Consider the following 23,989-nt stretch of genomic DNA (forward strand, 5'->3'; position numbering starts at 1 on the left):
ATCGTCGGAGAATCCGAGCAGAGACGCGGAGAGCGTGGCGCTACGGTCGGATCATGACGACGACGGCCGCCGCTGACGGTGCCGGGTACGCCCGGTTCACCTACCGGCTTCGCGTGTCGTCCGCCGCGCTCGCCGGACTGCTGGGCGAGTGGGATCGGTGCCGGTGGATCTGGAACGAGTGCTGCGCGAAGTCGAAGCAGACGCACCTGTGGAACAAGCGCCGGCCCGAGGGTGTGGACAAGCGGACGTGCGGTCCGGGGCAGCTCGACAAGATGCTGACCGAGGCCCGCAAGACGAACAGCTGGCTCCATGAGGGCTCCAGCGTTCCGCAGCAGCAGTTGATCCGGGATTTCGGGAAGTCCCGCGCGAAGGCACAGAAGGACATCAAGGACCGTCTGCCGATGCGGCAGCGGGCGGGGATGCCCAGGTGGAAGAAGAAGCGGGAAGCGCGCCCGTCGTTGAACTACAACCGCAACGGCTTCCGCCTCAAGGACGGGAAGCTGCACCTGGCGGGCGGGATCGCCCTGACCGTGGTGTGGTCGCGGGAACTGCCCGCCGCACCGTCCAGCGTGCGTGTCTACCAGGACAGCCTCGGGCATTGGTATTGCTCCTTCGTCGTTCCCGCCGAGGTGCGGCCGCTCCCGGCAACCGGTGCCGTGATCGGTATCGACTGGGGCGTGCGCGAGACCGCGACCACCACATCCGACGACCACGACCTGCCCCACGCCCAGCACGGCAAGAACACCGCCGTCAGGCTCGCCCGCTATCAGCGGATGATGGCCCGCCGTAAGCCGCCGAAGGGCAAGCCCGGCTCGAAGGGCTACCGGGTGGCGAAGAGGCTGACGGCGAAGATCCACAAGAAGGTCGCCCGTCAGCGCCAGGACACCGGCCGCAAGTGGGCCAAGAAGGTCGTGCGCGACCACGACGCCCTGGCGGTGGAGGACTTCCGGCCGAAGTTCCTCGCCAAGTCCACCATGGCCAGGAAGGCGGCCGACGCGGCGATCTCCGCGACGAAGGCGGCCCTGATCGCGATGGGCCGAAAGCACGGACGGGCCGTGCACCTGGTACACCCCGCGCATACCACCATGGACTGCGCGCAGTGCGGAGCGAGAACCAAGCACGCGCTACCTCTCTCGGAACGAACGTATGCCTGCACCGCGTGCGGAGCCGTGTCCCCCAGGGACAAGAACTCCGCCCGCGTCATGCTGGTCCGGGCTGGTCTCAACCCGGCTGGTGCTGAGGGCGTAAGACCACTTGGGGCGCAGCCCCAAGTGGCTGCCTGAGCTAGAAATCCCCGATCAGCCCTGGAGGGTGAGGAATCCCCTCCCTTCAGGGAGGGGAGGATTCAAGTGACTCGGCATGGTGAGAGCCGTGCGTAACCTGAACAGGAGTGAGGCAGCAGCGGGGCCCGCGGAGGTGGTTGTGAGCGCAGACAGCGCCGATGAGTCGACTGAGTCGAGTTGGGCGCTTGATCCGGAGGACGAATCGGGAGCGGTTGTCGCCGCCGTCGGCCGCCAGTTGAAAATGTGGCGCGAGTCGGCCGGACTCGATTGTGCGAAGTTCGCGCAGCGGATGGAATACGGGCCGGACCTGATCTACAAGATCGAGCGCGGAGCCAGAATTCCACGCCCGGAGTACCTGGACAAGGCGGACCGGATCCTGGGCGGCGGCGGGAAAATCGCCGCCATGAAGGCCGATGTCGAAAAGGCCCGCTACCCCAAGAAGGTCCGAGACCTGGCCAAGTTGGAGTCAGACGCGGTCGAGCTCGGCGCGTACGGGAACCACAACCTGCACGGACTGCTCCAGACCGAGGAGTACGCGTGGGCGCTGTACGAGATCCGGCGGCCGGCCTTCTCGCCGGACGAGGTGGAGCGACACGTTGCTGCCCGGATGGCGCGACAGGAGATCTTTCACCGGCAGCCGCTACCAGCGCTGACCTTCGTCCTGGAGCAGGCGACGCTGGAGCGGACGATCGGCGGGCGGGACGTACTCCGCAGGCAGTTGGAGCATCTGCTCGACATCGCTCGGCTACGCAACGTCGAGATTCAGGTGATGCCGCTGGACTGCGAGGATCACGCGGGGATGGGCGGTCAGATCGACGTCTTGAGGCTCAAGGACGGTTCGACGGTCGGGTACGTCGAGGCGCAGTTGCTCAGCCGCCTGATCACGAACGCGAAGGAGATCCAGATCCTCGAACTCCGGTATGGGATCATCCGTTCGCAGGCTCTCAACCCTCGGCAGTCGAGAGCGTTCATCGAGAAAGTGCTGGGAGAGACATGAGCATCAAGCCCTCGGTCGGCGGCCTTTCCGCACTGGACTGGGTCAAGAGCAGCTACAGCGCCAGCAGCAGCAACGACTGCGTCGAGGTAGCCGTGATGCCGGAAGCGGTCCTCGTCCGGGACTCCAAGCTCCCCGACGGCGACCGCCTGGCCGTGGCGCCTGCCGCCTGGGCCGGATTCCTCGGGTACGCGGCGGGCTAGGGAGGCCAGAACGAGTCCGGCTCGGTAGCGGACGGCGAGTTTGTCGAACCGGCTGGCGATCGCACGGAACTGCTTGAGGCGCGCGAAGCATCGTTCGACCACGTTGCGGTCTCGGTGGACGGCCTTGTCGAAGGCCGGTGGTCGGCCGCCGCGGGTTCCGCGACGCCTGCGGTTGGCGGCCTGGTCGCGGCGCTCGGGGATCGTTGCGGCGATGCCCCGGCGCCGAAGCAGGTGGCGGATCGCCCTGCTGGAGTAGGCCTTGTCGCAGCACGCGCTCCAGTGTCGTGCGGGGCCGACCCATGGCGGCACGCTGGACGCGGATCCCGTCGAGGACGTGGGCGAACGCGGTGGCGTCGTTGACATTGCCGGGCGTGAGCACGATCGACAGCGGCAGGCCCCGGCCGTCCACAGCGAGGTGCACCTTGGTGGTCAGCCCTCCCCGGCGTCGTCGCGGACTTGAACATGCTCCAGCAGCCGGGCCCGCGTGTCGTCCGACTCCCAACGGCAGAACCGCTGGTACACCGTCTGCCATGGCCCATCAGACAAGCCTTGGGCCCCTGTCCGGGCGGACCAAGGGTTGCCCTCGCTGGGCCGGCAGAGGGAAACGGAACCCGTGTCGGACATCCGGGACCGCCTTGTGCTCACCGCCGTGAATAGGTTGGCAGCGCCGCCGGGGGCGTCCGGCAGGCGGGTCCCGGGACCCCCCCCGGATCCACTGTGTGAGTACCGCACGAGAGCGGAATCGGAATGCCAAACCCACTGATCAGAACCGCCGCCCGGCTGGGCCTCTGCGTCATCACGGCAATCGCCGTCTGCCCGCTGGCGCCGGCGTCGGCGTCGGCCGATGGGTCGCACAACCTCGTGGTGCCCAGGGACTATCCGACGATCCAGGCAGCGGTCAACGCCGCCGACCCCGGTGACCGGATCACCGTCCAGCCAGGTATCTACCGCGAGCAAGTGGTGATCGGCAAGTACGTGTCGATCACCGGCTCGGGCGACCGGAAGACGACGATCCAGGCCCCGCAGACACTGACTCCCGGCGACGACGGCGGCACCTCGATCGTCGAGATCCACGACGGTGCGTCCGTCGCGCTGTCCCGGCTCGCCGTCAGTGGGCCGGGCTCCGGCACGTGCGACAACGGCGCACTCGGCTCCGGCATCCGCGTGCTCGGGGGCGCGCATCTCGACCTGGACCACGCCGCCGTCACCCACATCACCGACACCCCCGCCGCGCCCTGCTTCCGCAGCGCGAACGCGATCCTCATCGGGGACGTGCCGACCGGTACGGGTTCGGCGACCATCCACAACACCAAGATCACGGACTACCAGGGCGCGGGCGTGGTCGTCCTCAACGAGGGGTCCACCGCCACCATCGAGAACACCACCGTCACCGGACACCCGAAGCTGTCCACCGACGGCATCGAGTTCGTCGCCGGCGGGGTCGGCCGCGTCACCCGCAGTACCGTCAGCGACAACCAGTGCCGGGAGCCCGACCCGGGCTGCGGCCCCGACTTCTTCAACGAATTCCAGCACGCGGGCATCGTCGCCGACACACCTGGCACCGTCGTGCAGCACAACCGACTCGTCGGCAACCAGGTCGGGATCTACGTGGCGGGCGGGGGGATCGACATCGGCCACAACGACATCCAGCGGAGCTCGTACGTCGGAATCGCCCTCCAGGACGGTTCGTTCACGGTCCGGAAGGACCGGATCAGGGGCGGGGTGCACGGTGTCGCAGTCGTCGCGGCGTCGGTCGATACGCACGCGGTGCTGGACGGCGTACGCATCACGCAGACCTCGGGCGCGCCGGTAGAGACCTTCGAGTGCTGCGGTTTCACGGCCACGGCAACCGTGAATCCGTAATCTCCCCCCGGGCTGGGTAGCGCGGCTAGGGGGTGTCCGGTGGACCCGGTCGCGAAGCGTCCGGGGAAGCCAGCCGTAAATCAAGACGCCGAGTGCAGGGGCGGGACGTTCCTCGCGAGCGCGGCGGCTTGCAGCAGGATGCTCGGCTCGGTGCCGGGGTCCTCGACCATGACGACGCCGGCCGCCTGGAAGTCGAAGCCTGTCGGCCAGATGGTGACGTCGCTTGCCAGTGCGCCCTCCAGATTCGCCCGTGTCAGGTCGGCACCGGTGAGGTCGGTTCCTCGGAGGTCAGCCAGTCTCAGATCCGCGCCGGTGAACTTGGTGCCATGGCCCCGCGCCTTGCGCAGATTCGCCTCCCGCAGGTCGGCCCCGGTGAAGTCAGCCTCGCGGAGGTCGGTCCTGACCATGCGAGCGCCGCGCAGGTCGGCTTCGACGCAGCGGCTCTGGTGGAGAATCGACGTCCCGAGCTCCACGTGCCGCATGTTGGCCGCGATCAGCGATGCCTTGGTCAGGTTGACCTGGTAGATGCTCGCCGCTTCCAAGCAGGCGCCGTCGAAGTTGATGTGGTGCAGCCACAGTCCGTCGCAGTCGGCCCGACGCAGGTCGGTGTAGCTGACGTTGAGCCAGTCGGGCCGGCGTTCCTGGCACAAGACTCCGAGGCCGGTGAGCGCCACCTGGGCATCGGGGGCACGGGTCTCCAGCGGAGGCACGGAGTTGATGGAGGCTTCCGCCGCTGGGGAGTCCTGCCCCTGCGGAGGCCATGGCACGTGAGTGCGGAGGAACGCGGCCTTGATCGAGATGACCGCCTCCCGGTCGTGAGCCGAATGGTCCGCTATCCGCCACAGTGCGTAGAGGCCGCCGATCCGCACGTCCGTCTTCTCACTGCCGAGCTGGTCGACCGCCCGGCTGAAGCGGTCGGTGATGTGTCCCTCCCGGGTGGCGTTCAGCCCCTCCTGGTTGACCCTCAACTGCCGCCAGGTGGCATACGCGCCGAAGAGGACGACAGCGCCACCGACCGCCTGCACGAGCGTCGTGCGTACGTTGTTCACAGCTCCGAGCCGTTCAGCGGCCGAGATCCTGGCCCCGCCGAGATCGCGCTCGACCACCAGCCCCGGCAGCACCACGACCACTACGGTCAGCGCGGTGAGCACGGCCACCACTGCCGCCACCGCGAGAAGAGCGGAAATGACCCGCCGCCGCCGTGAGGCGACCGGCATGCGGCGGTCATGAGTAGATCCCCCCGTATCCATGTGCACATGATCGCAGGGCGGCACGCCTCCTCCTCGGAGACGTGGTCCGCATTCATGATTTACTGCACACGCGATCAGCCCGACGAAGGCGTCCGAGGCCACGCCGGGCAGGGAGCGGCCACCGTTGCCGCCCGTCGCCGTCGTCGTCGGCTGTGCGCGGACCAGGCCCCGGCGTGACCGCCCGGCTGTTGGTTGCGTCTCATCCTCTGTGCAAGGAGCGCCACGCGCATGTCCATACCACCGCAACCACCGTCGTCCCCCGGGCCGTACCCGCAGTCGGGGCCGTACGGGCAGCCGGGACAGCCCGGGCCGTACGGCGGCCCGCAGGGCTGGTATGCGCCGCAGCAGACGCCGTTGTCGCAGAAGACCAACTCGCTGGCCATCGTGGCGTTCGTGATGTCGATCCTCTGCGGGCTGCCGATGGTCCCGCTGATCCTCGGCATTGTCGCCCTTTCCCAGATCCGCGACCGCGGTGAGAAGGGCAAGGGCCTTGCCATCGCGGCCATCGTCATCCACGTCGCGACCATCGCCTTCTACGCGCTCATGCTGATCCTCGGACTCTCCGGAGCCCTGGACGACGGCCCCTCGCCCAAGCGCGACACCAGTGGTCAGGTCACCAGCCCGGGCTCCAGCGACGTGAAGGACATCCGCAAGGGGGACTGCTTCAACACGGACGACGATCTGGCGGAGTACGACGAGAAGGAAGGCGGCCAAGCCTTCTCGGTGCGCATCGTGCCCTGCGATCAGGCTCACGAGGGGGAGGCGTACGCCGTCTTCGACGTGGAGGACGGGCCGTACCCGGGTGCGGAGAAGGTCGTCTCGATCGCCGAGGAGAAGTGCGCCGGCACGGCGCTCACCGACTACGTGGGCGACGCCGCGAAGCTCCCGCAGACGCTGGAGGTGTTCTACTACCACCCGCAGTCCGTCAGCTGGGCCTTCGGTGACCGCGAGGTCACCTGCTTCCTGGGCGACACCAGCGGCGGCTCAAGCACCGGCTCGGTCCGCGCCACCGGTTCCTGAGCCGCTGTCGTCGTCGGTCAGATCGTCCTTCCCGCTCCGGGTGAGATCGCTTGACGATGGGGCAGGGCTCTACGGCCGGGTCACCTCGGTGGCGCGGAGGTTGCGCAGCTTGCCGTCACCGGCCTCGTGCTGGGACGGGTAGAGCAGCTGTATGGCCACGGTGAGAGGTGTGCCGGGTTCGATGGTGTGGGAGTCGTCCGGCGTGCCGATGACAACGGATCCGTCGGTGCCGTCCTTGATCACCTCGTACCACTGGCTCTGTTGCGGGTTGATGCGGGTTCCCGCCGGCACGTTGAAGGAGATTTCCCACCTCACCACCCGCTGCTCATTGGCGGCCAGCGTGAGGTCGTAGCTGATGACCCACCCCTGCGCGTCCTCGGGCCACGACTGGAGCCATTGCCCGACGATCACGGGGATGACGCTGACCGGGGGCAGTTCGACCTCGGTGGTGACCGCATCGGAGTGCTGCCCGGCCGTATTGGCGCGCGTCGGCGACTTGACCAGGCTGGTGCACGTGAAGCGGCCCTCGAATTCCGGGTCGATGGTGCCGGTCAGGTTGATCATCGCCTTGCTGCCCTTGGGCAGGTCGATCGGCAGGCGCAGGCCCTCCAGGACCGAGCCGGTTCCGCAGACGGCGCCGTTCTCGCCCTGGCAGGTCAGCTCCAGATCGGACAGCGCTGCCGGAATGGTGCCCTCCACCACGGCGTCCGGGGCGTCGTTGGGGCCCAGGTTCTCGACGCTGATGCTGTAGGTGATCCGGTCTCCCGACTTTGCCGTCTGCGGGCCGCTCATCTCCAGCGGCATGTTCACGGGCAGGGCCACCGTGAGGTTCTTGATCCGGTGGGATGCGGTGGCGGCGCCGGTACCCGCCGCGAAGCCCAGCTTGAACGTCTCGGGCATCCGCGTCTGGCCGGGGGCACTGGTGAGGTCGAAGCCGTCGATCAGCAGGATGCCGTTCGGGTTGGCTTTGTCGGCATGGCGTACGGTCAGCCGGCCGTCGATGATCGACACCTGGACGTGGGCACCGGTCTCCCATGACCCGCGGAATCCGCCGGGCACGTGGACGCCGGTGAGCCAGCGGAATCCTTCGCGCTGACTGCCGGAGCCGCGTACCCCGACGGTGTTGGGGCGACTGCCCGGGCCCTCCGTGCCGGCGAGTGGCGTGGCGAAGTTCCCGAAGTTGTCGAAACCGATGCCCACGTAGCCGGCCGTGACCCCAGGGGTGACGATCACGCCCGACCCGTCCTTCGTGTAGGAGTAGCCGAGCGCTCCACCCCTGCCGCCGGGGCCCGTCGTCTGTTCCCCGTCGATCAGGTAGACGCTGAATCCGTCTCCGAATTCGCGACCGCTGCCACCCTCGCAGGAGTAGTCGAAGTCGATGGTGACGCCGAGCGACGACGAGAACGGCTGGTCGAGGAAGACCGTCCCCGCCTGGGAGACGGCATTGGGGGTGAGTTCCAGGCTGCCGCCGTTCAGCTGCGCGCTGGGATGCAGCTTCCAGTGCGGATTGGTGAGGGGCTCCTGGGCGAACGATTCAATGATCGGGAATTCCACTTGCTGGGAGGCTGCGGATGCGCGCGTCGTCATGGTGACTTCTCCTTGGCCGGACGTGCCATGGGATGGGTGATTGCGCCGTTCCGATTCGCTGTGTTCGTGAACTCCATGAGGTTATGCGCGGATCAGTGGCCCGCTGTCTGCTAGATCCGGCCTGGTGAGATATGGCCGGGTTTCCTCCCCGAGTCAGGCCGCGCCGCACATCCGTCGATGCGGCTATCACGCCGAAGCGCGGTGAGGAAGAGGGCCGTAGGAGCGGCGCCACATAGCCCGGAGGTCAGCAGGGGGTCCCCTTCGAATGTTCTAGCGGCATCAAATCTCGCCGATATCGATCAGCCCGCTCATCCCAAGTGCCTTCCGAAAACGACGACGAACGACAACGCGCAGCCCGCCCACGCCCCGCCGGCCCTCACCGCGCCGCCCCGGCTGCCGGCTCCCCTCCCCCCGGGCAGTCCGGCGCCCCGGGGACCCCCAACGCACCACACTTGCTTGGCCGATGCTTTAGCACTTTGCATATGATCGGGCCCCTGCGAACGGGGAGGCTCAAAAATGGCAGGCGAAAACGGTCTGGAATCGGACCAGCAGGTGGACATGCGGCTGAACAGCGGGCCGCCGGTGGGGCCGTACGCTCCGGGCGTCACCGCGCCGCCGCCAGGGCCGTTCGTACCGGGTGTCAGTGCGCCGAAGTACGGGCCGTTCGTTCCCGGCTCGCCGGGCGGCTCCGCGAACTTCGCTTCGACTCCGGCGGAGAAGAAGGCGGCGGCGGGCACGATCGAGACCGAGTTGGAGCCCAATACCAAGAAGGCCGCCGAGCACGCGGACGACGCCACCAACACCGCCCACAAGGGCTTCGACGGCTGGGAGACGGCCGCCGGCCTGAAAAAGGTGGCGGACACCTGGGACCAGCAGGTCAAGACCCTGATGGGCCGACTCGCGGGAGAGAAGGGCGCGCTGCGCGGGGCCTCGGGTCTTTTCGCAAGGAACGACACGGGGCTGCACAACCAGTTCGTGTCGCAGTCGAAGCTGAACGGTCTGTAAAGGGGGCTGTGGTGCTGACCTACGGCAAAGTCATGACCACGAATCTGGGCCTGTTGACGTCGGCGGCCGCCAAGTGGGATGCGATGGCGGGTGAGCTGAAGAAGGTCGAGACCCGTTACGGCGAGACCGTTCAGAAGATCACCATGGGCGACGACACCTGGTCCGGTGTCAGCGCGGGTGTCGCACGTACGAAGTTCACGGCGACGCGCTACGAGTACTCGGCCGCGCAGAGCCAGGCCAAGGCGGTCGCGAGCCTGCTGCGCGGCGCGCACGAGCAGCTCACGGACCTCAAGAAGAAGTTGGAGAGCGCCCGCGACGACGCGATAGCCGCCGGTATGACGGTCTCGGAGGTGGGGCACGTCGCCTTCGACTACTCCAAGCTCACGGCCGCCGAGCGCAGCGCCTACCACCACGACCCCGACGGCCAGGCCACCATCCGTACCGCGGTCACCAAGTGGCAGAAGCACATCGACGACCGCGTCAAGGCCGTCTCCGAGGCCGACACGCACATCAAGGACGCCCTCCAAGCCGCCGTCATCGACAGCAACAGGGACGCCCTGGGCAAGGGCGCCGACGAAACCCTCACCGGCTTCAACAACTACGCCGAAGGCGACCTGGCGAAGGCCAAGAAGCACGAACCGGCCGACATCAAGACGAAGCCCGACGCCTGGGAGGTGACCGGGCCCGGTGTCGGCGCGAGCGCCAGTGGCCCCAAGTACGGCAAGGAGGCCTCGGCCAAGGCCTACGCCGACCTCTTCCACATCACCGCGAAGGGAGAGGAAGAATACGGGCGGCTGAAGCTCTCCGGGATCGAGGACATCTACGGGGGAGCCCGGGCCACCGCGAACGCCGGAATCTCGGACAAGGGCATCGTCGGCAAGGCCGAGGCGTCCGCCGGGATCCGGTTCCTGGAAGAGGGCCGGGCCGAATACGGGCATGTCGGCGGCTACGGGCGAGTGGAGGCATTCGGCGGCGCCGAGGCCGGCGTCAGCGCCAAAGCGACCAAGGAAGAAGTCACCGTCGGCGCGAAGGCGTTCGCCGGAGGGAAGATCTCCGGCGGCGGGGGCGCGGAGGTCGCCGGGATCGGCGTCGGTCTGACCGGCGAGGGGTGGGCCGGCCCCGGTGCGGAGGCTTCCTTCGGCTGGAGGAAGGAAGACGGCGCGTGGAAGATCAGCGGCAAGGCAGGCCTCTCACCCGGCTTCGGTGGCGCCGTGGGCCTTGAGATCACCATCGATCCGGACAAGTTCGGCAAGGCCAAGGACGCCGTGGTCGACGAGATCGGCAGCTGGTTCGACTGATGTACATTTCCGAGGAAGGAGGGCCCGAAATGCCCACGACACTGCCGGTGCCGATCCAATTCCAGTTGCCGGAGGGCTGGCTGCCCGCTGCCGCCCCGGAGGATGTCGCCTACGCCGCGGTGCATCCGCAGCCGGACGCCGGGTTCGCCGCCAACATCACCATCGACGGCGGGTTCCCGAAGGAAGACGTGACGCTGGACGAGCTCGCCGAAGCGTCGGCGGATCGCCTGCGCTCGGTCGCCGAGTCGGTGGTGGTGACCCACCGCCGCGAGCTCGGCTCCGCCGACGCACCCGCCCTGGCCCAGCGGCTGACCTTCTCGGCCGTCGTCGGTGACGCGCGCCTCGACCTCGTCCAGTCCCAGATCTACCTGATCCTGCTGGACACCGAGGACCCGCACAAGCGGGCGTTGATCCGGCTGGCTCTGACCGCCACCGCGGCCCAGCACGACAGCGTCCTGGAAGACTTCCAGGACTTCGTGCGCACGGTGCGCCCGGACACCGGGGCGGAGGACTGACGATGGGCCGCCTCTGGGACAAATGGACCGGCACCAAGTACCCCTACAGCGGTGTCACACCCGTGCCCACCATGGAGCTCCGGGACGCGCTGCTCGCGCTGAACGGTCAGGACGTGCCGTTCAGCGTGCGCGATGCCTTCCCCAAGGAGAAGGCCGACCTGGTGGCGGAGTGCGAGATCCCGAAGGTGAAGCTGACGCTCAAGACCCGCATGCGCCTGGTGCCGGCGAAGCGCGAGGTGCTCGTCCTGGAGGAGCGGTGGGAGCCGTCGCACGAGTCCTCCGGTCAGCAGTATGGCCGTGGGGGCTTCACGGTGTACCGGCAGTCGGAGTACCAGCGTGGGGCCGACGGCCGTCGGCGCAAGGTCGAGACGTTCCGCTTCGACACGCGGGATGTGAGGGATCCCCTGCGCAACACGGTCCTCAACGCGGGATGGACCTGGCGCGGAGTGCTGTTCAAGTTCTGACCGCCCCGCGCCCCGCCCTAGCGGCGCACCCGGACGCGGTTCAGCAGGGCCGCGGCCGGGTGGGGGCCCGCCGGGTGGGGGTGGCGGGGCAGGTGGTGGGGGAGGGAGCCGAACCAGGCGCGTGAGACCGTGTATCCGAAGGCCAGGCAGAGCATGCCGCCCACGGCGTCCAGCCAGAAGTGGTTGGCGGTGGCCACGATGACGACGAGGGTCGCCGTCGGGTAGAGCAGGCCCAGGATCCGGGCCCACGGCGCGGAGGCGACGGCGAAGATCGTCAGCCCGCACCAGAGCGACCACCCTATGTGCATGGACGGCATGGCGGCGTACTGGTTCGACATCTGTTTGAGGTTCCCGGAGGCCATCGAGCCCCAGGTGTGGTGCTTCAGCACGGTGTCGATGAACTGCTGCCCGTTCATCAGCCGGGGCGGCGCGAGCGGGTACAGGTAGTAACCCACCAGGGCCACGCCCGTCGTGGCGAAGAGGATGAGGCGCGTGGCCGCGTATCGCCCGGGATGGAGGCGGTAGATCCAGACCAGCACGCCGATCGTCACCACGAAGTGGAGGGTGGCGTAGTAGTAGTTCATGCCGACGATCAGCCAGGTCACCGAATCGACGGCGTGGTTGACCGACTGTTCCACCGCGATGCCGAGGGTGCGCTCGACGCTCCACAGCCAGTCCGCGTTCGCCAGGGCTGACGTCTTCTGCTCCGGAACGGCGTTGCGGATGAGCGAGTACGTCCAGTAGCTCACCGCGATGAGCAGGATCTCGAACCAGATCCGCGGCCGGCGCGGGGCGCGCAGCCGCGAGACGAGGGTGCGCTCGGAACCCGGCCGGGCCTCCCACTCGGTCACTTGGGGTGACGAGACGTCCGTCCTGGGGGTGCCCCCGGCGGTAGCTGGGGGAGTTTCCAGTGTCTTCACGCTCGCTTCACCCATGGGAAAAGAGTTTGCCAGATCCGTTCTCGCCTTCGATCATCCCTCCGGACGGTCTTCGGCGCAGCCGCTCCGCCCTGCGGACGACCCACTGCCCTTACGGCGTACGCCGTTGGCCGGGCCCGGAAGCGGTGGATCCGCGGACCACCAGTTCAGGCAGGAAAACGAACTCGCAGTGCGGGGCCGGCGTACCGCCGATCTCCTCCAGCAGGGTCCGTACCGCGGCCTGCCCCATGGCCAGTACGGGCTGCCGAATGGTGGTCAGCGGCGGATCGGTGAAAGCTATGAGAGGGGAGTCGTCGAAGCCGACGACCGACACGTCCTGCGGCACCCGCAGCCCCTGCTGCCGGGCCGCCCGGATCGCGCCGAGCGCCATCATGTCGCTGGCGCAGACGATGGCCGTGCAGCCGCGCCCGATGAGCGCGGTCGCGGCGGCCTGCCCGCCCTCCAGCGAGTACAGGGAATGCTGTACGAGTTCCTCTGCCTCGACCTCGGCCTCGTCGAGCCCGAGCCGCTCCTTCATCCCGAGGAGGAAGCCCTCGATCTTGCGCAGGACGGGCACGAACCGCTTGGGCCCGACCGCGAGTCCGATCCGGGTGTGCCCGAGCGCCGTCAGGTGGGTCACCGCGAGCTGCATCGCGGCCCGGTCGTCGGGGGAGACGAAGGGGGCCTGCACCTTGTCGGAGAAGCCGTTGATGAGGACGAACGGGACGCCTTGCCCGCGAAGCTGGTCATAACGGCCCATATCGGCCGTCGTATCGGCGTGCAGCCCGGACACGAAGATGATTCCGGAGACCCCGCGGTCCACCAGCATCTCCGTCAGCTCGTCCTCGGTGGACCCGCCGGGGGTCTGCGTGGCGAGAACCGGGGTGTACCCCTGGCGAGTCAGCGCCTGGCCGATGACCTGGGCGAGCGCCGGGAAGATGGGGTTGTCCAGCTCGGGGGTTATCAGGCCGACGAGGCCCGCGCTGCGCTGGCGCAGTTTCACGGGGCGCTCGTAGCCGAGTACGTCGAGGGCGGCCAGCACGGATTCGCGGGTGCCTGCGGCCACACCGGGCTTGCCGTTGAGCACGCGGCTGACTGTGGCTTCGCTGACCCCCGCCTGGGCTGCGATGTCGGCAAGCCGTGCGGTCACGGGATGGGACTGTACCGGTAGCCGACTCATAAAGCCCACCACGTGCAGGAATCGGGGGGAAGCAGGACGGTACGGCCATCGGTTTCGACCGGAGAACTGGAGAGCACCGGGCGACCGGGGGCGGGGAGCTCGACCGCCGTGGCCCGGGTGTTGAGGGTGCAGACGAAACCGGGACGGGAGAAGAGGAGCACGCCCTCGGGCGCGGGCAGCCACCGCATCCCGCAGGAGTATGGGATCCCGGCCGCGGAGCCGCCCCGGCGGTCGCAGGGCCCCCGGCTGTCGGCGGGCCCCGAGCCGTCGCCGGGCCCCGAGCTGTCGGCGGACCCCGACTGTCCCGCCTCGGGAGCGCCCAGGCCCGGCAGTGCGCGGCGCAGCTCCAGGGCGGCGCGGTACAGCTCCAGCGTGGAGTGCGGGTCGCCGGTCTGCGCGGCGACGCTGAGGGCGCCCCAGCCGGCGGGCTGCGGCAGCCAGCTCCCGGCCGGCCCGAAGTCGTACGGCGGCTCCGCGCCGGACCAGGGGAGCGGCACCCTGCACCCGTCGCGCAGCCCGTCCTGCCCGGCCGCCTCCCGCCCGGCCGCCTCCTCCCGCGCGGGCCCGGCGGCAGACCCGGTCGTACGCCCGGCCGCCGACCCGGCGGTGGGCCCGGCCGCAGAGCCGGTCGTACGCCCGGCCACAGACCCGGCCGCGGGCCCGGCTGCGAACCCCGTCGCACGCCCGGCGGCGAACCCGGTCGCGGACCCGGCCGTAGCCCCGGCGCCCGCAGCCCCGGCCGCCGTAGCCACGGCCGCCGCCGCACCGGCGCCTGCAGCCCCGGCGGCCGCCGCCCCGGCGCGCGGGTCCCGCTGTCGGTGCCCGCGGCGGAAGGCCGGGTCCTGGCGGGCCTCGTCGGGGAGGTCGGTGACCTCGGGCAGGCCGAGTTCCTCGCCCTGGTAGACGTACGCCGAACCGGGCAGCGCCAGCATCAGCAGCGCGGCCGCCCGCGCCCGGGCCAGGCCCTGCTCGCCCCCGCCGTAGCGAGTGACGTGCCGTACGACGTCGTGGTTGGACAGCACCCACGTCGTCGGGGCACCGACCGAGGCGGTGGCGGCGAGGGACTCGTCGATGACGGTGCGCATCGAGGCCGGATCCCACGGGCAGTTCAGGAAGCGGAAGTTGAAGGCCTGGTGCAGCTCGTCGGGGCGCACGTACAGGGCGAGCCGCTCGGAGGTCGGGGCCCAGGCCTCGGCGACCCCGATCCGCGGGCCCTCGTAGGAGTCGAGGAGCCGGCGCCAGGAGCGGTGGATCTCGTGGACCCCGTCCTGGTCGAAGAAGGGGAGCGGCTCGGTGCCGATCAGGGTGGCCTGCGCGCCGCGGCCGATGTCGGGCAGGCCGGGGGCCTTGACCAGGCCGTGGGCCACGTCGACGCGGAAGCCGTCCACGCCGAGGTCGAGCCAGAAGCGCAGGACGGAGGCGAATTCCTCGGCGACCTCGGGGTGGTCCCAGTTCAGGTCGGGCTGCTCGGGGGCGAACAGGTGCAGGTACCAGTCGCCGTCGGGCACCCGGGTCCAGGCGGGACCGCCGAAGACCGACTCCCAGTCGTTGGGCGGCTCGGCCCCGTCCGCGCCCCGCCCGGGGCGGAACCAGTAGCGCTCCCGGGCGCCGGGCTCCCCGGCGAGCGCGGCGCGGAACCAGGCGTGCTCCTCGGAGGTGTGGTTCGGCACCACGTCGACGATCACCCGCAGCCCCAGCGCGTGCGCGGCCCGCACGAGGTCGTCGGCGTCGGCGAGGTCCCCGAAGAGCGGATCGACGGCCCGGTAGTCGGCGACGTCGTAGCCCGCGTCGGCCTGCGGGGAGACGTAGAAGGGGGTCAGCCAGACGGCGTCCACCCCGAGCCGGGCCAGGTGCGGGAGGCGGGTGCGCACCCCGCGCAGGTCGCCGACGCCGTCGCCGTCGCTGTCGGCGAAGGAGCGGACGTACACCTGGTAGATGACGGCATCGCGCCACCAGGCACTGCTAGAGGCACTGCTTGAGGCACTGCTCGCGGACGCGTTGCTGGAAGCGCTTGCAAGCCGCGGAGCGGTCAGCTCATGGGTCATATCGGGGTCAACGCGTGCACGTGTCCCCTGGTTGCGGGCCTGACGGGTCGAAGGTCATTCGAACTAACAGCAAGCTGCGGCAACCGTACGGACACGCGGATGTAACGATCAGCAGAGCTTGCAGAAAATTCTCGCAAGCTCTTTCGGTCGGCTTTCAGGCTTGTTACGTTCCTGGCAACTCGGGACCGCGAGGGCGCGGCCGGGATCATCGAAGGAGTTCATATGCGGCGTGGCATAGCGGCCACCGCGCTGGTCGCGGCCTTGGCACTCGCGGCGACGGCTTGCGGCGGCGGGGACGGCGGGGACAGCGGCGAGACCAAGGCCGGTGGCGAGCTTTCCGGCACCGTCACGTGGTGGGACACCTCGAACGACGCCGAGAAGGCCAGCTTCCAGAAGATCGCCGAGGCGTTCACCGCGAAGCACCCCAAGGTCACCGTCAAGTACGTCAACATTCCGTACGGCGAGGCCCAGAACAAGGCCAAGAACGCCTTCACCAGCGGCTCCGACGCCCCTGACGTGATCCGCGCCGACGTCGGCTGGGTCGCCGACTTCGCCTCGCTCGGCTACCTCGACCAGGTCCCGGCGGACACGGCTAAGAAGGTAGACGCCGAGTTCCTCCCGCAGGCCGCGGCCAGCGGCAAGTTCGAGGGCAAGACCTACGCGGTCCCGCAGGTCATCGACTCCCTCGGCCTCTTCTACAACAAGAAGATGCTCGCGGACGCCGGCGTCCAGCCCCCCACCACGCTGGAGGAGCTGAAGACCGTCTCGGCGACCATCAAGGAGAAGACCGGCAAGACCGGCCTGTACCTGCGCGGCGACGAGGCCTACTGGTTCCTCCCGCTGATCTACGGCGAGGGCGGCGACCTGGTCGACGCCAAGACCAAGACGGTCACCGTCGACGGTCCGGCCGGCGTCAAGGCCTTCAAGGCCGCCCGCGACCTGGTCACCTCAGGTGCCGCCGTCACGAACGCCACCGACGGCTACACCAACATGCAGAACGCCTTCAAGGGCGGCGAGGTCGCCATGATGATCAACGGCCCCTGGGCCGTCGCCGACACCTACGCCGGAGACCAGTTCAAGGACAAGGCCAACCTCGGCGTCGCCGCCGTCCCGGCCGGCTCCGTCAAGGCCGGCGCCCCGCAGGGCGGCCACGACCTCGGCGTCTACGCCGGTTCCAAGAACCGCGCCGCCGCGCACGCCTTCGTCGAGTACATGACCTCGCAGGACGTCCAGGTGCAGTCCGCCAAGGAGCTCAGCCTGCTCCCGACCCGGACCGCCGCCTACGAGCAGCCCGACGTCAAGGCCAGCGAGATGGTGCAGTTCTTCAAGCCCGCCGTGGACAAGGCCGTCGAACGCGCCTGGATCCCGGAGAACGGCTCCCTCTTCGAGCCGCTGAAGATCGAATACACCAAGGCGATCACCGGGGCCTCGACCCCGGAGGAAGCGGCCAAGTCGGCCGGCGCCGAGTTCCGCAAGATCCTCAAGGGTTGGAAGTAGACAAAAAGATGGCTGCTCACACCAGCCAGTCGGTGGCAACGGCCGCGGGCGACGACGTCGAGCAGAGCGACGTCGCCGCCCGCGGCCGGAGCCGCAGGACTGACAGCGACGGCACTCGCCGCGGCGGGAGCGGTGGACTGAGGCGCGCCCTCGCCACCCACTGGTACGCCTGGGCCATGGTCGCTCCGGTGGTGCTCGTCCTCGGCGTGATCATCGGCTGGCCGCTCGTCCGCGGCGTCTACCTGTCGCTGACCGACGCCAACGAGCGCAACGTCGGCCGGACCATCGGCGCCAACCACATCGAGGCGACGTACGAGTTCGTCGGGCTCGACAACTACACCGCCGTCCTCGCCGACCCGGTGTTCCTGCAACGGCTGGTGTGGACCGTCACCTGGACCGTGCTGTGCGTGTCGATCACCTTCACGCTCGGCCTGGTCCTGGCCAACATGCTCAACCGGGAGTTCCGCGGCCGCGCCGCCTACCGGATGGCGCTCATCCTGCCCTGGGCCGTCCCCGGCTTCGTCTCCGTCTTCGCCTGGCGGTTCCTCTTCAACCGCGACAACGGCATCCTCAACAAGCTCCTCGACGGCGGCGGCATCTCCGCCGTCCCGTGGCTCGACGACCCGACCTGGGCCAAGGTCGCCGTCATCAGCGTCAACGTCTGGCTCGGCGTCCCCTTCATGATGGTCGCCCTGCTCGGCGGACTGCAGTCGATCCCCGGCGAGCTCTACGAGGCCGCCGAGATGGACGGGGCCTCTGCCTGGCAGCGGTTCCGGCACATCACCCTGCCGGGACTCCGCTCGGTGAGCATGACGGTGATCCTGCTCTCCACCATCTGGACCTTCAACATGTTCCCGGTGATCTTCCTGCTCACCCGGGGCGGTCCGGGCGACGCCACCGAGATCCTGGTGACCCAGGCCTTCAAGGAGGCCTTCGTGTCGAGCCCGCGCGACTTCGCCGGCTCCGCGACCTGGGGTGTGCTGATCCTCGCCCTGCTCATGATCTTCGCGCTGGTCTACCGGCGCTCGCTGCGCAAGCAGGGAGAGGTGTGGTGACCGTGACCACTCGTACGCCCGCCGGCACGTCCACCCGCACGCCCGCGCGGGGGCGCCGCTCCCCGCTCGCCTCCGTCGGCCTGCACACCACCCTCGTCGCGGCCTCCGTGATCGCCGTCTTCCCGGTGCTGTGGGTCGTACTGACCTCGCTCAAGCCCGCGAAGCACGCCATCACCACGGACTTCGTGAAGGAACCGACCCTCGACAACTACCGCTTCCTGGTCGAGGAGACCTCCTTCTTCACCTGGTTCGCCAACTCCGTACTGGTCGCCGGCATCACCACCGTCCTCGGTGTGTTCATCGCCGCCACCACCGGATACGCCGTCAGCCGGTTCAAGTTCCCCGGCATGAAGCCGCTGATGTGGACCCTGCTCATCACGCAGATGTTCCCCATGGCCATCCTCATCGTCCCGCTCTACAACCTCATGGGACAGATGGGGCTGCTCAACCAGCCGCTCGGCCTGATCGTCACCTACCTCACCATCGCCGTGCCGTTCTGCGCCTGGATGATGAAGGGCTTCTTCGACACCATCCCGGTGGAGATCGACGAATCCGGCCGGGTCGACGGGCTCAACCCCTTCGGCACCTTCTGGCGCCTCATCCTGCCCCTGGCCAAGCCCGGCCTCGCGGTCACCGGCTTCTACTCCTTCATCACCGCCTGGGGCGAAGTCGCGTACGCCTCCGCCTTCATGGTCGGTGACGAGAACCTGACCCTGGCCGGGGGCCTCCAGACCTTCGTGACCCAGTACACCGCCAACTGGGGTCCGATGACGGCCGCCTCGGTCCTCATCGCCATCCCCGCGGCCTTCTTCTTCCTCTTCGCCCAGCGTCACCTCGTCGCCGGGATGACGGCAGGCGCGACCAAGGGCTGACCCCCCTCGCCTGCCCCCTCTCACCCCCGGCCCGACCCTTCCAAGGACGACATGACCCAGCACCTCGCCGACGTACTCCCCACCCCGACCGCGACGCAGCCCGGTTGGTGGAGAGAAGCGGTGATTTACCAGGTCTATCCGCGCAGCTTCGCCGACAGCAACGGGGACGGCATGGGGGACCTCGAAGGCATCCGGCGCCGACTGCCCTACTTCAAGGAACTGGGCGTCGACGCCGTCTGGCTCAGCCCGTTCTACGCCTCCCCGCAGGCCGACGCGGGCTACGACGTCGCCGACTACCGGGCCATCGACCCGATGTTCGGCACCCTGCACGACGCCGACGCCGTGATCCGCGAAGCCCACGCCCTGGGCCTGCGGATCATCGTGGACCTCGTCCCCAATCACTGCTCCGACCAGCACGAATGGTTCAAGCAGGCCCTGCGGGAAGGCCCCGGCACCCCGCTGCGCGAGCGCTTCCACTTCCGCCCGGGACGCGGCGACGACGGCGAACTCCCGCCCAACGACTGGGAGTCCATATTCGGCGGCCCCGCCTGGACGCGCGTCGAGGACGGCGAGTGGTATCTGCACCTGTTCGCCCCCGAGCAGCCCGACTTCAACTGGGAACACCCCGCCGTCCAGGACGAGTTCCGCTCCATCCTGCGCTTCTGGCTCGACCTCGGCACCGACGGCTTCCGCATCGACGTGGCCCACGGCCTGGTCAAGGCCCCCGGCCTGCCCGACCTCGGCCGCGACGAACAGCTCAAGCTGCTCGGCAACCAGGTACTGCCCTTCTTCGACCAGGACGGCGTCCACGAGATCTACCGCTCCTGGCGCAAGGTGCTGGACGAGTACGCCGGCGACCGCATCGGCGTCGCCGAGGCCTGGACGCCGAGCGCCGACCGCACCGCGCTCTACCTGCGCCCCGACGAGCTGCACCAGGCGTTCAACTTCCACTACCTGGGCACCGGCTGGGACGCCGAGGCGCTGCGCGCGGCGATCGACGAATCCCTGGACGCGATGCGCCCCGTGGGCGCCCCGACGACGTGGGTGCTGTCCAACCACGACGTCGTACGGCACGTCACGCGCTACGGCGGCGGCGAGCAGGGCCTGGCCCGGGCGCGGGCGGCCGCGCTGCTGATGCTGGCGCTGCCCGGTTCGGCGTACGTCTACCAGGGCGAGGAACTCGGCCTGCCCGAGGTCACCGACCTCCCCGACGAGGTGCGCCAGGACCCCTCCTTCTTCAAGGAGAACGGCCAGGACGGACTGCGCGACGGCTGCCGCGTGCCGCTGCCCTGGTCCGGTTCCGAGGCCCCGTACGGGTTCGGCGACGGCGGCAGCTGGCTGCCCCAGCCGGCCGAGTGGGCGGGGCTGAGCGTCGAGGCCCAGACGGGTGACCCGGCCTCCACGCTGGAGCTGTACCGGGCCGCGCTGCGGATCCGCCGGGAGCGGGCGGAGCTGGGCGCGGGGGACTCGGTGCAATGGCTGGAGGCGCCCGCCGGCGTGCTGGCCTTCCGTCGCGGAGAGTTCGTCTGCACGGTGAACACGACGGGATCGCCGGCCCCGATGGCCGCGCCGGGCACGGTCCTCCTGGCCAGCACGGAACTCGCCGACCCGTCGGTGCTCCCGGCCGACAGCGCGGTGTGGTGGCAGGGGTGACGTCCCCGCTGCGGCTGACGGACATCGCCGCGCAGGCCGAGGTCAGCGAGGCGACCGTCAGCCGGGTGCTCAACGGCAAATCGGGCGTGGCGGCCGGCACCCGGCGCAAGGTGCTGGCCGCGCTCGACCTGCTGGGCTACGAGCGGCCGGTGCGCCTGCGCCGCCGCAGCAACGGCCTGGTGGGTCTGCTGATCCCGGAGCTGACCAACCCCATATTCCCGGCGTTCGCGCAGGTCATCGAGCAGGCGCTGGCGGGCCACGGGTACACGCCGGTGCTGTGCACGCAGACGCCGGGCGGGGCCACCGAGGACGAGCTGGTGGAGCAGCTGGTGGAGCGGGGGGTCACGGGGATCATGTTCCTGTCCGGCCTCCACGCGGACTCGGCGGCGGACCCGTCGCGCTATCAGCGGCTGGCGGGGCGGGGGATTCCCTTCGTGCTGATCAACGGCTTCAACGAGCGGGTCAACGCCCCGTTCATCTCCCCGGACGACCGGGCGGCGGCGGACATGGCCGTACGGCACCTCGCCGACCTGGGGCACCGGCGGATCGGCCTGGCCATCGGGCCGACGCGCTACGTCCCGTCGGCCCGCAAGGAGCAGGGGTTCCTGGCGGCGGTACCGGGGGCGGAGGCCGAGGGCCTGATCCAGCGCACCCTGTTCACGGTCGAGGGCGGCCACGCGGCGGGCGTCGCCCTGCTGGAGCGGGGCTGCACGGGCATCGTGTGCGGCAGCGACCCGATGGCCCTCGGGGTCATCCGGGCGGCGCGGGAGCGGGGGCTGCGGGTGCCGGAGGACGTGTCGGTGGTCGGCTTCGACGACTCCCCGCTGATCGCCTTCACGGACCCGCCGCTGACGACGGTCCGCCAGCCGGTCCGTGCGATGGCGACGGCGGCGGTGGGCGCCCTCCTGGAGTCGGTGGGCGGCACCCCGGTCCAGCGCACGGAGTACGTCTTCCAGCCGGAACTGGTGGTCCGCGGCTCGACCTCGGCCCCACCGACCCGCTCCCTTTGAACTCGGGGCTCCCCCGAGACCCCGCCCGGCGCCGGGGCCCTGTCACGGGGCTCCGGCGCCGCCCCGGCGCGGTCGGGTCGGGGCCAACGGGACGACGCTGGCCAAGCGGCGCAACGCCCGGCAGCGGCGGTTAAAAAATCATGATATGACCCCTTTTTTCCGGTCCCTGGAGCGCTATCCTAGATAAAGGCCTATGGGATGAGCGAGGGAGTTCAACCGGAGTAGCCGACTTTGGCGGAGTGTGTTTGAGACCGCCGGGGCCGACGTCGACGGTCGGGCTGAGAGGCCGGAAGGTCGGGAGACTGGATGGCGACCCCCACTACCTGATCCGGGTAATGCCGGCGCAGGGAGCCCGTCTCATAGGTCGCTTGCGTGCGACGACAGCGGAGACTCCGCTCCGGACTCACCGGGTCGGCCGGACACCTTCACCGGAGAAACGTCGCAGCACTCCTACGAAACAAATCTGCAATCTCTTGCGCAAGGTCTTGCAACATGCGGGGGGTGGCCCATACGGTCGCCTGCAATCCCCACCTCTCCGCCAGGAGGCCCCGCATGCCCCCCACCCGCAGACCCTTGCTGGCCGCCGCCGCCGCCGGCGTGGCGCTCGCCGTCGCGACCCTCGCGCCGCAGGCCCAGGCCGCGCCCCCCGGCGACAAGGACGTCACCGCCGTGCTGTTCGAGTGGCGCTTCGACTCCGTCGCCGCCGCCTGCACCGACACCCTCGGGCCCGCCGGATACGGCTACGTTCAGGTTTCACCTCCCCAGGAGCACATCCAGGGCCCCCAGTGGTGGACCTCGTACCAGCCCGTCAGTTACAAGATCGCCGGGCGGCTCGGGGACCGGGCCGCCTTCAAGGCCATGGTCGACACGTGTCACGCCGCCGGGGTGAAGGTCGTCGCCGACTCCGTCATCAACCACATGGCCGCCGCGGACGGCACCGGGACGGGTGGGAGTTCGTACACGAAGTACGGGTATCCGGGGATCTATTCCGGTGCCGACATGGACGACTGCCGGGCGACCATCTCCAATTACCAGGACAAGTCCAACGTGCAGAACTGCGAGCTCGTGCAGCTCGCCGATCTGGACACCGGTGAGGACTACGTGCGGGGGCGGATCGCCGGGTATCTGAACGACCTGCTGTCGCTGGGCGTCGACGGCTTCCGGATCGACGCCGCCAAGCACATGCCCGCCGCCGACCTCGCCAACATCAAGTCCCGGCTGAGCAATCCCGGCGTCTACTGGAAGCAGGAGGCCATTTACGGGGCGGGCGAGGCCGTCTCGCCCAGCGAGTACCTCGGCAACGGGGATGTCCAGGAGTTCCGGTACGCGCGCGATCTCAAGCGCGTCTTCCAGAACGAGAACCTCGCCTACCTGAAGAACTTCGGCGAGGCGTGGGGGCACATGGCGAGCGGGCAGTCGGCCGTCTTCGTCGACAACCACGACACCGAGCGCGGCGGCGACACCCTCTCCTACAAGGACGGCTCCGCCTACACCCTCGCCAGCGTGTTCATGCTGGCCTGGCCCTACGGCTCACCGGACGTGCACTCCGGCTACGAGTGGACCGACAAGGACGCGGGCCCGCCGAACGGCGGCTCGGTGAGCGCCTGTTACGCCGACGGCTGGAAGTGCCAGCACGCCTGGCGGGAGATCTCCTCCATGGTCGGCTTCCGCAACGCGGCCCGTGGCGAGGGCGTCACCAACTGGTGGGACAACGGCGGCGACCAGATCGCCTTCGGGCGCGGCGCCAAGGCGTACCTGGCCGTCAACCACGAGGGCTCGGCCCTGACCCGGACCTTCCAGACCTCCCTGCCGGCCGGGGACTACTGCGACGTGCAGAGCGGCCGCACGGTCACCGTCGGCTCCTCCGGCCAGTTCACCGCCACGCTCGGCGCCGGGACCGCCGTCGCGCTGCACGTGGGCGCCCGCACCTGCACCGGCTCCGGCGTACCGGTCACCTCCGGTGCCTCCTTCGCCGTCAACGCCACCACCACCCTCGGCGAGAACATCTACGTCACCGGCGACCAGTCCGCCCTCGGCAACTGGAGCCCCGCCGGCGCCCTCAAGCTCGACCCGGCCTCCTATCCCGTCTGGAAGCTCGACGTCACGCTCCCGGCCGGTACGGCCTTCGCGTACAAGTACCTCCGCAAGGACGCGGCCGGGAACGTCACTTGGGAGAGCGGAGCCAACCGCACCGCAACCGTCCCCGCCGACGGCAAGGTCACGCTGGCCGACACCTGGCGCGGCTGACCCGCCGGCTGACCCGCGAGCTGACCGCCCA

At 69.4% G+C, this 23,989-nt stretch carries 20 protein-coding genes, 1 pseudogene and 1 riboswitch; of the genes and pseudogenes, 15 read left to right on the top strand and 6 right to left on the bottom strand.

The window, feature by feature from the left end:
* Positions 1-53 precede the first annotated feature (53 nt).
* From MTF65_RS09860 to MTF65_RS09870, 3 genes are all read left to right on the top strand, one after another.
* On the top strand, positions 54-1,283 hold the full coding sequence (locus MTF65_RS09860) for a transposase (protein WP_243628142.1): 1,230 nt from the start codon (positions 54-56) through the stop codon (positions 1,281-1,283).
* A 139-nt stretch (positions 1,284-1,422) separates the two neighbouring features.
* Positions 1,423-2,280 (top strand): helix-turn-helix transcriptional regulator, encoded by an 858-nt coding sequence (locus MTF65_RS09865; RefSeq protein ID WP_243628642.1) that lies wholly within the window; start codon positions 1,423-1,425, stop codon positions 2,278-2,280.
* The gene (locus tag MTF65_RS09870; protein ID WP_243628143.1) at positions 2,277-2,480 is read left to right on the top strand and encodes a DUF397 domain-containing protein; all 204 of its coding nucleotides are present in this window, start codon (positions 2,277-2,279) and stop codon (positions 2,478-2,480) included. The genes MTF65_RS09865 and MTF65_RS09870 overlap by 4 nt, the downstream gene beginning before the upstream one ends.
* Here the strand turns inward: MTF65_RS09870 and MTF65_RS09875 are convergent.
* A pseudogene (locus MTF65_RS09875) lies at positions 2,478-3,053 on the bottom strand (IS5 family transposase); the annotation flags it as partial. The gene MTF65_RS09870 and the pseudogene MTF65_RS09875 overlap by 3 nt on opposite strands.
* A gap of 174 nt (positions 3,054-3,227) precedes the next feature.
* Between MTF65_RS09875 and MTF65_RS09880 the strand changes: the two are divergent.
* Positions 3,228-4,343 (top strand): right-handed parallel beta-helix repeat-containing protein, encoded by a 1,116-nt coding sequence (locus MTF65_RS09880; protein ID WP_243628144.1) that lies wholly within the window; start codon positions 3,228-3,230, stop codon positions 4,341-4,343.
* 80 nt (positions 4,344-4,423) lie between these two features.
* Here the strand turns inward: MTF65_RS09880 and MTF65_RS09885 are convergent, their stop codons facing one another.
* A complete protein-coding gene (locus tag MTF65_RS09885; RefSeq protein WP_243628145.1) occupies positions 4,424-5,560 on the bottom strand; it encodes a pentapeptide repeat-containing protein in 1,137 nt (378 codons plus the stop codon).
* Positions 5,561-5,821: 261 nt separating this feature from the next.
* On the opposite strand from MTF65_RS09885, the gene MTF65_RS09890 reads away from it, so the two are divergent.
* On the top strand, positions 5,822-6,613 hold the full coding sequence (locus MTF65_RS09890; RefSeq protein ID WP_243628146.1) for a DUF4190 domain-containing protein: 792 nt from the start codon (positions 5,822-5,824) through the stop codon (positions 6,611-6,613).
* A gap of 69 nt (positions 6,614-6,682) precedes the next feature.
* On the opposite strand, the gene MTF65_RS09895 is transcribed toward MTF65_RS09890, so the two are convergent.
* Positions 6,683-8,200, bottom strand: a complete 1,518-nt coding sequence (locus MTF65_RS09895) for a lectin-like domain-containing protein (protein WP_243628147.1) — start codon at positions 8,198-8,200, stop codon at positions 6,683-6,685.
* Between the two features lie 516 nt (positions 8,201-8,716).
* Here MTF65_RS09895 and MTF65_RS09900 point away from each other — a divergent pair.
* From MTF65_RS09900 to MTF65_RS09915, 4 genes are read left to right on the top strand one after another with little or no spacing between them, the layout of a single operon-like run.
* Positions 8,717-9,205, top strand: a complete 489-nt coding sequence (locus MTF65_RS09900; protein WP_243628148.1) for a hypothetical protein — start codon at positions 8,717-8,719, stop codon at positions 9,203-9,205.
* Between the two features lie 32 nt (positions 9,206-9,237).
* Positions 9,238-10,503, top strand: coding sequence for a hypothetical protein (locus MTF65_RS09905; protein WP_243628149.1), 1,266 nt, complete (start codon positions 9,238-9,240; stop codon positions 10,501-10,503).
* 29 nt (positions 10,504-10,532) lie between these two features.
* Positions 10,533-11,018: a hypothetical protein gene (locus MTF65_RS09910; RefSeq protein ID WP_243628150.1), complete on the top strand. Its 486-nt coding sequence runs from the start codon at positions 10,533-10,535 to the stop codon at positions 11,016-11,018.
* Positions 11,019-11,020: 2 nt separating this feature from the next.
* Positions 11,021-11,482, top strand: a complete 462-nt coding sequence (locus MTF65_RS09915; RefSeq protein ID WP_243628151.1) for a hypothetical protein — start codon at positions 11,021-11,023, stop codon at positions 11,480-11,482.
* A 17-nt stretch (positions 11,483-11,499) separates the two neighbouring features.
* Here MTF65_RS09915 and MTF65_RS09920 read toward each other — a convergent pair whose 3' ends face one another.
* From MTF65_RS09920 to MTF65_RS09930, 3 genes are all read right to left on the bottom strand, one after another.
* Positions 11,500-12,417, bottom strand: coding sequence for a phosphatase PAP2 family protein (locus MTF65_RS09920; RefSeq protein ID WP_243628152.1), 918 nt, complete (start codon positions 12,415-12,417; stop codon positions 11,500-11,502).
* Between the two features lie 94 nt (positions 12,418-12,511).
* Positions 12,512-13,549: a LacI family DNA-binding transcriptional regulator gene (locus tag MTF65_RS09925; protein WP_243628154.1), complete on the bottom strand. Its 1,038-nt coding sequence runs from the start codon at positions 13,547-13,549 to the stop codon at positions 12,512-12,514.
* A gap of 26 nt (positions 13,550-13,575) precedes the next feature.
* Positions 13,576-15,624 (bottom strand): glycoside hydrolase family 13 protein, encoded by a 2,049-nt coding sequence (locus tag MTF65_RS09930; RefSeq protein ID WP_243628155.1) that lies wholly within the window; start codon positions 15,622-15,624, stop codon positions 13,576-13,578.
* Between the two features lie 222 nt (positions 15,625-15,846).
* Here MTF65_RS09930 and MTF65_RS09935 point away from each other — a divergent pair, with 222 nt between their 5' ends.
* The 6 genes from MTF65_RS09935 (at position 15,847) to MTF65_RS09960 (ending at position 23,958) form a co-directional block, all read left to right on the top strand.
* A complete protein-coding gene (locus tag MTF65_RS09935) occupies positions 15,847-17,121 on the top strand; it encodes an extracellular solute-binding protein (protein ID WP_243628156.1) in 1,275 nt (424 codons plus the stop codon).
* Between the two features lie 8 nt (positions 17,122-17,129).
* A complete protein-coding gene (locus MTF65_RS09940) occupies positions 17,130-18,176 on the top strand; it encodes a carbohydrate ABC transporter permease (protein WP_243628157.1) in 1,047 nt (348 codons plus the stop codon).
* Positions 18,173-19,048 carry a sugar ABC transporter permease gene (locus tag MTF65_RS09945; protein ID WP_374207192.1) on the top strand — a complete coding sequence of 292 codons (876 nt, stop codon included), beginning with the start codon at positions 18,173-18,175 and terminating at the stop codon, positions 19,046-19,048. The genes MTF65_RS09940 and MTF65_RS09945 overlap by 4 nt, the downstream gene beginning before the upstream one ends.
* A gap of 51 nt (positions 19,049-19,099) precedes the next feature.
* The gene (locus tag MTF65_RS09950) at positions 19,100-20,701 is read left to right on the top strand and encodes a glycoside hydrolase family 13 protein (RefSeq protein WP_243628160.1); all 1,602 of its coding nucleotides are present in this window, start codon (positions 19,100-19,102) and stop codon (positions 20,699-20,701) included.
* The gene (locus MTF65_RS09955) at positions 20,689-21,711 is read left to right on the top strand and encodes a LacI family DNA-binding transcriptional regulator (RefSeq protein ID WP_243628163.1); all 1,023 of its coding nucleotides are present in this window, start codon (positions 20,689-20,691) and stop codon (positions 21,709-21,711) included. Before MTF65_RS09950 ends, MTF65_RS09955 begins: the two co-directional genes overlap by 13 nt.
* A 194-nt stretch (positions 21,712-21,905) precedes the next feature.
* Positions 21,906-22,078, top strand: a riboswitch (TPP riboswitch).
* Positions 22,079-22,263: 185 nt separating this feature from the next.
* Positions 22,264-23,958 carry a carbohydrate-binding module family 20 domain-containing protein gene (locus MTF65_RS09960; protein WP_243628168.1) on the top strand — a complete coding sequence of 565 codons (1,695 nt, stop codon included), beginning with the start codon at positions 22,264-22,266 and terminating at the stop codon, positions 23,956-23,958.
* The last annotated feature ends 31 nt before the right edge of the window (positions 23,959-23,989 follow it).

The sequence above is a fragment of the Streptomyces sp. APSN-46.1 genome, assembly GCF_022815725.1.
Classification (GTDB): Bacteria; Actinomycetota; Actinomycetes; order Streptomycetales; family Streptomycetaceae; genus Streptomyces.